At 46.6% G+C, this 7937-nt stretch carries 7 protein-coding genes and 2 pseudogenes; 7 read left to right on the top strand and 2 right to left on the bottom strand.

Annotated features, from left to right (window positions below; all coding sequences use genetic code 11):
• Positions 1–2914 (top strand): annotated as a pseudogene (locus CKK19_RS24555) (Tn3 family transposase); the annotation flags it as partial.
• 36 nt (positions 2915–2950) lie between these two features.
• Here the strand turns inward: CKK19_RS24555 and CKK19_RS24550 are convergent.
• Positions 2951–3121 (bottom strand): annotated as a pseudogene (locus tag CKK19_RS24550) (transposase); the annotation flags it as partial.
• A 754-nt stretch (positions 3122–3875) separates the two neighbouring features.
• On the opposite strand from CKK19_RS24550, the gene CKK19_RS24545 reads away from it, so the two are divergent.
• From CKK19_RS24545 to CKK19_RS24520, 6 genes are all read left to right on the top strand, one after another.
• Complete coding sequence (locus CKK19_RS24545) at positions 3876–4256, top strand: hypothetical protein (RefSeq protein ID WP_001371925.1); 381 nt, start codon at positions 3876–3878, stop codon at positions 4254–4256.
• A 57-nt stretch (positions 4257–4313) separates the two neighbouring features.
• Entirely contained in the window at positions 4314–4979 is a 666-nt protein-coding gene (locus tag CKK19_RS24540; protein WP_001447900.1) for a hypothetical protein, read from the top strand.
• A 59-nt stretch (positions 4980–5038) separates the two neighbouring features.
• Positions 5039–5494, top strand: coding sequence for a hypothetical protein (locus CKK19_RS24535; RefSeq protein ID WP_000916941.1), 456 nt, complete (start codon positions 5039–5041; stop codon positions 5492–5494).
• On the top strand, positions 5466–5771 hold the full coding sequence (locus CKK19_RS24530) for a hypothetical protein (RefSeq protein WP_223152485.1): 306 nt from the start codon (positions 5466–5468) through the stop codon (positions 5769–5771). Before CKK19_RS24535 ends, CKK19_RS24530 begins: the two co-directional genes overlap by 29 nt.
• 25 nt (positions 5772–5796) lie before the next feature.
• Positions 5797–6090 (top strand): hypothetical protein, encoded by a 294-nt coding sequence (locus CKK19_RS24525; RefSeq protein WP_001100635.1) that lies wholly within the window; start codon positions 5797–5799, stop codon positions 6088–6090.
• 177 nt (positions 6091–6267) lie between these two features.
• Positions 6268–6672 carry an H-NS family nucleoid-associated regulatory protein gene (locus CKK19_RS24520; protein WP_001287391.1) on the top strand — a complete coding sequence of 135 codons (405 nt, stop codon included), beginning with the start codon at positions 6268–6270 and terminating at the stop codon, positions 6670–6672.
• 606 nt (positions 6673–7278) lie between these two features.
• Here CKK19_RS24520 and CKK19_RS24515 read toward each other — a convergent pair.
• A partial coding sequence (locus CKK19_RS24515; protein ID WP_225455254.1) for an HNH endonuclease signature motif containing protein occupies positions 7279–7937 on the bottom strand: 659 nt, incomplete at its 5' end.

Below are 7937 nucleotides of genomic sequence, written 5' to 3'. Positions count from 1 at the left end.
TAACTTTGCAACAGTGCCCTTTCATCAACCTGCGTAGGGGCAGGCATAACCGGTTGGGAATTGCCCTTCAACTCACAACTGCCCGCTTTCTGGGAACCTTCTTGTCCGATCTCATGCAAATACCGCCCGGTGTCCAGTTTTATGTCGCAAGGCAACTTAACATCCGCTATCCAGAGATCATTTCCCGCTATGCTCAAAGGGAAAACACACGTTGGGAGCACCACGGGCTTATCAGGCAGCACTATAGCTATCATGATTTCGGTGATTTCCCGTGGTCGTTCAGACTGAAGCGATTGCTGTATACCCGTGCATGGCTCAGTAATGAACGCCCCGGACTGATGTTCGATTTTGCCACCGCGTGGTTGCTTCAAAATAAAGTGTTGTTGCCAGCCGCATCCACCCTGACGAGAGTCATTGGTGAAATCCGTGAGCGTGCGACCCGCCGCTTGTGGCGAAAATTGGCCGCGCTGCCAAACCGTTGGCAGACCGCACAACTGGCTGGGTTACTTGAAATCCCCGAAGGACAGCGACTCTCAGTGATGGAGCACCTAAAAAGAGGCCCTGTCACTATCAGCGGCCCCGCGTTCACTGAAGCACTTGAACGTTACACTCGCCTGCGCAGCCTGGAGTTTTCCTGTCTGAATTTCACTGGGCTGCCCGCCATACAGCTCCGCAATCTGGCACGCTATGCCGGAATGGCATCGGTGAAATATATCAGCAGAATGCCAGAAGAACGGCGGCTGGCGATCCTTACCGCATTCGTGAAAGCGCAAGAAATCTCGGCGCTGGACGAGGCCGTTGACGTGCTGGATATGCTGATCCTCAATATTACCCGGGAGGCGAAGAAAACCGGGCAGAAAAAGCGACTTAGGACGCTCAAGGATCTTGACCGCGCGGCGTTGCTGCTGGCGCGGGCATGCGCACTTTTACTTGATGAAGATACCGCCGATGATTTGCTGCGAAAGACCATATTCAGCAGTGTGTCTGTCGCCAGACTGGCAGAGTCCGTGGAAAAAGTGAATGAACTGGCCCGCCCCCAGGATACAAACTTTCAGGATGAAATGGTGGAGCAATACGGACGGGTAAGGCGTTTTTTGCCCGCACTACTGCGCGATCTGCACTTCCGTGCGGCCCCAGACGGTGAACATACCTTGGCTGCCATCCATTACCTGGCAGAGCTAAACGGCTCGAAAAAACGGATCCTGGACGATGCACCTGAACATATCATTTCAGGCCCTTGGAAACGCCTGGTGTACGATGCTGACGGTCGGATACAGCGAGCAGGTTACTCGTTGTGTCTGCTGGAGCGACTTCAGGATGCGCTACGCCGTCGTGACATCTGGTTGGAAAACAGCGATCGTTGGGGTGATCCGCGCCAAAAACTTCTTCAGGGGGAGGAATGGCAGGCGCAGCGGGTTCCAGTCTGCCGGGCATTGGGTCACCCCACTAATGGCAGTAAAGCATCGGAGCAATTGGCCGCTCAGTTAGATGAAACCTGGAAAACGGTGGCATCACGTTTTGATCGCAATACCGCCGTGGACATCTGCAATGAAGGTAAACATCCTTCGCTGACCATCAGCAGCCTGGATAAATTGGATGAACCACCGGCGCTGATACAACTGAGCAGCCGAGTCAGACAATTGCTTCCACCCGTTGACCTGACAGAACTGTTGCTCGAGATTGACGCCAGAACTGGCTTCACCCGTGAATTCAGCCATGTCAGCGAGTCAGGTGCCCGTGCGCAGGATCTGCATATAAGCCTGTGTGCGGTGATGCTGGCTGAGGCCTGCAATATCGGACATGAGCCGCTGATCAAGCACAATATCCCTGCACTGACTCGCCATCGTCTGAGCTGGGTGAAACAGAACTACATCCGAGCAGAAACGCTGGTTAGCGCCAATGCGCGGCTGGTTGATTTTCAGTCCTCGTTAGCGTTGGCAGGATACTGGGGGGCGGGGAGGTAGCCTCCGCTGATGGTATGCGTTTTGTCACGCCAGTGAAAACGGTGAATTCTGGCCCCAACAGAAAATACTTTGGTTCAGGGCGCGGCATCACCTGGTACAACTTTGTCTCTGACCAATATTCGGGTTTTCATGGCATAGTGATTCCTGGAACACTGCGGGATTCCATCTTTGTGCTGGAAGGGCTACTTGAGCAACAAACGGGACTAAACCCGGTTGAAATCATGACGGACACAGCAGGTACCAGTGACATTATCTTTGGCCTGTTCTGGCTACTGGGATACCAATTTTCACCTCGTCTGGCGGATGCGGGTGAGGCTGTGTTCTGGCGGGCCGACAAAGCAGCGAATTACGGGGCGTTGGACAAACTGGCGCGGGGTTGTGTTGACCTTTCTAAAATCGAAAGCCACTGGGATGAGATGATGCGGGTTGCCGGTTCGCTGAAGCTGGGCACTATTCATGCGTCAGAACTCATTCGATCGCTATTGAGAAGTACCCGACCGTCAGGGCTTGCTCAGGCAATAATGGAGGTCGGAAGAGTTAACAAGACACTGTATCTTCTCAACTATATTGATGATGAGGACTATCGTCGCCGGATCCTAACACAGTTGAACCGGGGTGAAGGCCGCCATGCCGTTGCAAGAGCCATCTGCTACGGTCAGCGTGGCGAGATCAGAAAACGTTACCGCGAGGGGCAGGAAGATCAGTTGGGTGCGCTGGGTCTGGTGACAAACGCAGTGGTGCTGTGGAATACGCTTTATATGCAGGAAGCCTTGTCGCACCTGCGCAGCATCGGGGAAGGGCCAGAGGATGAACATATCGCGCGGCTTTCGCCTCTGATGCACGGTCATATCAACATGCTGGGACATTATACGTTCACACTACCGGAGGATATTATGAAGGGGGAATTGAGGCCGTTAAATCTCAATTTAAACAATGAATTATCTCCTTAGCGTGGTTTTTTACATCATTGGCCCTCAAACCCCATGATGATGGTTTCGAAACGTCTTAAGGCCAAAGACTATCGAACGGTTTCCACGGGATTTAACGTCCTGAGCTCTAAGCCAGGGCTGATAACTTTGGCCATAGCCCACTCCTATGCCGTCACCTAGCGCATTTTCATAATCCAAATAGGATTTGAGACGCCTACCCCTACCCATGATCGTACCCAAAAAACGACATTGATACGTACCTATATGTGCATTTTATAGTCTCCAACCCTATAACCACACATTCAGTAAGCATACAACATTAGCGTCGTTTTTTGAGAATGGTTACAACTTTAGTGCTTTGTGTACAACTTTATTGTCTTCGGACAGTAGGACCCTCTAAAACCAATAGAATTTACGTAGAAACGCGTTTAGTAAAGGCTTTACTAATTACTAATGACTAACATATTAGCACTTTCAGATCTGTCAGCAATAACCCCGGGCGGCGAAATAATGAGAAGAGTTCTTCCGGAGAGCCTTTTCTTTCTATCTGATTGATTTTTAACACTTTTAAATGTCAGCTTTATGTAAACCTGTGGGATTTACTCCTAATTAAATCCCATAGTATGAAAATTAGGCATTTGCAAACCTTAATGACGTGACGTTGTCACGTAAATCAATGGAATTTAGTCTCTAGTAAAGAGTTAACTAGTGACTAACTGCCTGATCGGTGTGCTTGAACGGTGCACTTCAGGCCGGATATAAAAATTGATGAGAGATATACAGAAAATGATGGACCGGCTTAATAAGCCAGCCTTTCTTGGGATGATTGATGATGTTGAACACGCTATAAAGCGAAAATGCCCCTTTTTAACCTATAGGTTGGGCACTATGAGTAAGATACAATCAAATCGCCAGTCAGATGGCTAATTTCATTTTGACCAAAGCGGGCTATTTCAAGCGTTATCGCTGAGACGAGGCTTCAATGACAAGTACACTTGACCCATCACACAAGCAAATTGAAATGTGGCGCAGAGCTACCGGTTCCGAAGGTGGACTCAACGAATACCGCAACTGGGTTCTGGAAAATAGTATGAGATTTACAGCATACGGTATCCATACCGTTATCGTCGAAGGTGAGGCGAAGCATATAACAGCGCTTGATGATGTTACCCTCTGTAACGAGTGGGCGAAGCTTAAAAGAGAAAACAATAGGCTTTACGCAGCAAATGAAAAAATTTGCTCTGGCTGGCGTGGTTTTGTGTTGCGTTTGTTAGGAATAACACTGTCATGCAGAAAACCGGTCATCTTACTGGGGGCAGACGCGAAGAATCAAAATGATGCCGTGAAAGGGGCTGATTTGTAATTTTCAGGCGAGCCCACCGTTCTTAGAAAGCTGTTCTATGGGTATGTAAGGAAGATAATGTTCTCTGAACGCTCAGTACACTTAATCACTTCCTGTACAAAGGGCAAGAATCATCAGGGCCACGTCTGGCCGACATTGGACATAGATCCAAAACAAACCCCGGACGACGCAGCATATGCCTGGAGTAACATTGTAGACGACGCCAGAAGTAATCAGGCGGTACCGGCATTGTCCTTGTATTCAGGTAATCACTGGTCTACGGCAAAGGAAATTTTAAACTCAACCAGAAATCTGGAGTTGTGGATAATCTCTGCCGGGATGGGGTTTTTAAATAGTCGAGATCGGGTGCCCTCTTACGAGGCGACATTTCATCAAGTACCATTCAGGCATGATCTCTGGTGGAAAGCCATCACAAAATCACTAGGAAAGCATAACCGTTGCGCAACTATAAGCCAGTTAATGCAGTCCAGTCCGAATGATGAATATTTGATTGCGGCTTCGCCTGTTTATATTTCTGCTGTCCAGAATGACATCCTGAAGGGCATTGAGAGTTTGACTCATCCTCTTACGCAACTAACGATCGTGACATCAGGGGCATATGCTGGCCCACTTGAAGAATACTTAATTAAGAGTTCTTCTAGGATGATGAAAGAGCTAGAGTGCAATATGGTGTGCCTGAATATAAAACTGGCTCAATACATACTTAAAAGTGGTAGTCGTTAGAACTAGACTGTTAATGATACAATTCTCCTGTTATTTTATTTTTATAAAAGGTCTCAAATATGCTCAAAAACAGATTTTCTTTATTGTGTCTTGCTGTGGCATCGTCACTTACTCTTACTGCTTGCGATGTAGTTGATGCTGCCTATGACGAGACTTTAAATGATAATGCACCCGAAATTGTAATAGCTGGAGGATTCAAAATTGATATCCAAGGTAATGCAGTTCCGGTTGAGGGATATGATAATTGCTCTTTGAATACTCTTCAGGGAAGCGTTGATACGGATAAATCAAATTGTATTGTTCTGGATAGAACACGTAAAAAAGTACCGGTTCTAGTTCATTTGTCATCCGGTCCCGTCAAAGAAGAATGGAAGATCGAGCACCAGGTTGAAAAAACCAAATCCGGCAAAAATTTCATCCAAACTCGTATGATTAGACCTGACGGTAACTTTGTAGTGCCTGCATCCTCAGAACGAGGGATCTTTAGTGGCAAACATTACAGTCAAGCCAGCTAAGTCAAGTCTATCCGTTCAAACAGAAAAAGGTTTCTTAAAAATGACGTTATCCGCTGCATTGCAAGGCACTTTTAAAGAGATGAGGAAAGACAATACAGTAGGCATCACAGTTCAAACTTGTTCAGATATTTTTGACAGCAATGTTCCTCCGGCTTATGTTTTCTGGCTTTATCGTCTCAAAGCGGGAGAAACTTTGCCGCGCGGAAGGTTCTTCAGAAAAAGAAAGCCAATCATCAATGTTATGGCAGTTGTTCATGATGCTGCATTCGAAAAATAACTGCGCTATCAGGAAAGTTACTTTTATGAACGTAATTGCAGCTGGAATTTTTTGCTTTATTTTTTACCCTACAGCTTTCGCTTATGCTTGTTATAAAAAGAGATGGCTAGAGTGGATTTTTCTTACTTTAATTATAATTTTTGCTTCTGCCATTTCGATTCAACAATACAATGAAGCGAATTTTGTAAGTGAGTTAAATTACCCTATGTTTATCTCCGCCATATATGGCCTGTCACTGGCATGGTTTCCTTTTCCGATTGCTTATGTTGTTCTGCGCTTCCTTCTTGATGATTTACAGCATGAGTACCCTAAACAGTGAGCAGATTTTAAGACTCATGAACAACATCGAAAGCACGAAACAGTCTGCACAAGGAAGATAAGGAGTATTCTTAGCAAGATATCTTTGTACCTGAAGACATAAAGCTGGCATCTTTTTCCTTATAGAGTGTATTATGATTAAGTAAATCCTTATCAAAGAATTAGAAAGTGAGGTCGTATGTCTGAAGCACTCAAATCGTTAAACAATATTCGTACTCTTCGCGCCCAGGGCCGCGAGCTGCCTTTAGAAGTACTTGAGGAAATCCTCGAAAAGCTTAATGTCATTGTTGATGAGCGTCGTCAGGAAGAATCATCCAAAGCTGCCGAACTGCAAGCTCGTCAGGAGAAACTTGACGCCCTGCGTAAGTTAATGGAAGAAGATGGTATCAACCCGGAAGAGCTGCTTGGCTCATTCCAGGCCAAATCTACGGCTACCAAGAAAAGCCGTGAACCACGCCCGGCCAAATACTCATTTACTGATGAAAATGGCGAAACAAAAACGTGGACTGGACAGGGCCGTACCCCCAAAGCTCTGGCAGAACAAATTGCAGCCGGTAAAAGTCTTGATGATTTCCTGATCTAACTTTTGCCACCAGTTTTGATAGAGGCCACTTCGGTGGCCTTTTCTCATACGGAATCAATTTCAGGTACAGAACATATGAAAAATTCAGAACCTAAGAGCTGTGATCCCTATGTGGACAGTTTGATTAGAAATGCAGATGCAAAGTAAGCCAGGTCATTTCTCAAAATATTGAAGCCCTTACCATTCCTTATCGTTATCATCGCTGTATTCTTTTTTTGGGTATCGTTTTCCCGTTTATTATCCCAGGTCGCGTAAAACCTTTTTAAAGACTCTTCTTTACCAGATATGCTCCCTCACCGGGATGGTTTCAACCTCTTCAGTTTCCCATATTGGCAAAACCTTCAGGAAATAAGACGATACCCTCCACGCTTTCCATTAAAGCGGGATGACGACGCCCAGTTCTTACGACCAGACTCCACGTTTTCGATTAGGATGCCTTTGGGCCCTTCTAACGAGGCCACCTCAACAACTCGCACTTTCCGGATCAGTCTTGGATCCACTTCTTCCCAGATCTGGCCAACTGTAATATCTTTTTGGGTTTGCATTTAATCTCTCGCTGTCATTTAGTGAACAAGACTAATCCTCGCCGTGGTTCAGCTTATGGCTTTATTTACGCTGACGATCCTTAGCCTTAAATTTTTGCCATCGTATCCGAAGGTTTTCGATGTTAACCGGAACCTGCATGCGTGTCGTCTCTATCTCATTCCCATGCCATTTCAGGAGATCATCATCCAACTCCCGGGCCTCCCGGCTGAAGTAAATTTTCATAGTGTCAGGGTTTATGGCGCAATGGTCATTGTCGAACAGTGTATGGATATCACGGCGAAGTAAAATTCCGTTCGTTACGTCGGGAATGCCTTCTTCATGACGTGGCGTTAAGTGCGCGGCCTCAGTACGCCAGGGGGACCTTACGCCGGTGACAACACATCGCCCGTAGCAATTCAACCTAACATCCCGGGCGAAAGGACCTTGGTCAGGACTGGTGACAGAAGTACATTCCTGGCCCTCTTTGTAGATACGCTTCGGGAAGTCGATAGTGGTTTGAGCTGTTTGGGAAAGTGACACATACGTAACCCCTTTGTATCTCTTTATCCCACCATTAAAAGTGGTAGGAATCGAGCTGGTTATGGCCACCAGTTTCACATCGCCCATTTCGACGATCTTAAGGCTCTTATTAGCGGCTACATGTAACTGGATGAATTTACCTACGTACACATCATGGTTCTCATCTTGTCTTTCAACACACAGGGGTCGTCTCAGAATTC

This window comes from Enterobacter sp. CCUG 70166, assembly GCF_020224095.1.
GTDB classification, from domain to species: domain Bacteria; phylum Pseudomonadota; class Gammaproteobacteria; order Enterobacterales; family Enterobacteriaceae; genus Enterobacter; species Enterobacter intestinihominis.
This window is presented reverse-complemented; position numbering and strand designations above follow the sequence as displayed.

Excerpts from the sequence above, each read along its gene's own strand:
- CKK19_RS24545 (WP_001371925.1), top strand. The coding sequence starts at position 3,876 with ATGACAAGTACACTTGACCCATCACACAAGCAAATTGAAATGTGGCGC.
- CKK19_RS24520 (WP_001287391.1), top strand. The coding sequence starts at position 6,268 with ATGTCTGAAGCACTCAAATCGTTAAACAATATTCGTACTCTTCGCGCC.
- CKK19_RS24540 (WP_001447900.1), top strand. The coding sequence starts at position 4,314 with ATGTTCTCTGAACGCTCAGTACACTTAATCACTTCCTGTACAAAGGGC.
- CKK19_RS24525 (WP_001100635.1), top strand. The coding sequence starts at position 5,797 with ATGAACGTAATTGCAGCTGGAATTTTTTGCTTTATTTTTTACCCTACA.
- CKK19_RS24535 (WP_000916941.1), top strand. The coding sequence starts at position 5,039 with ATGCTCAAAAACAGATTTTCTTTATTGTGTCTTGCTGTGGCATCGTCA.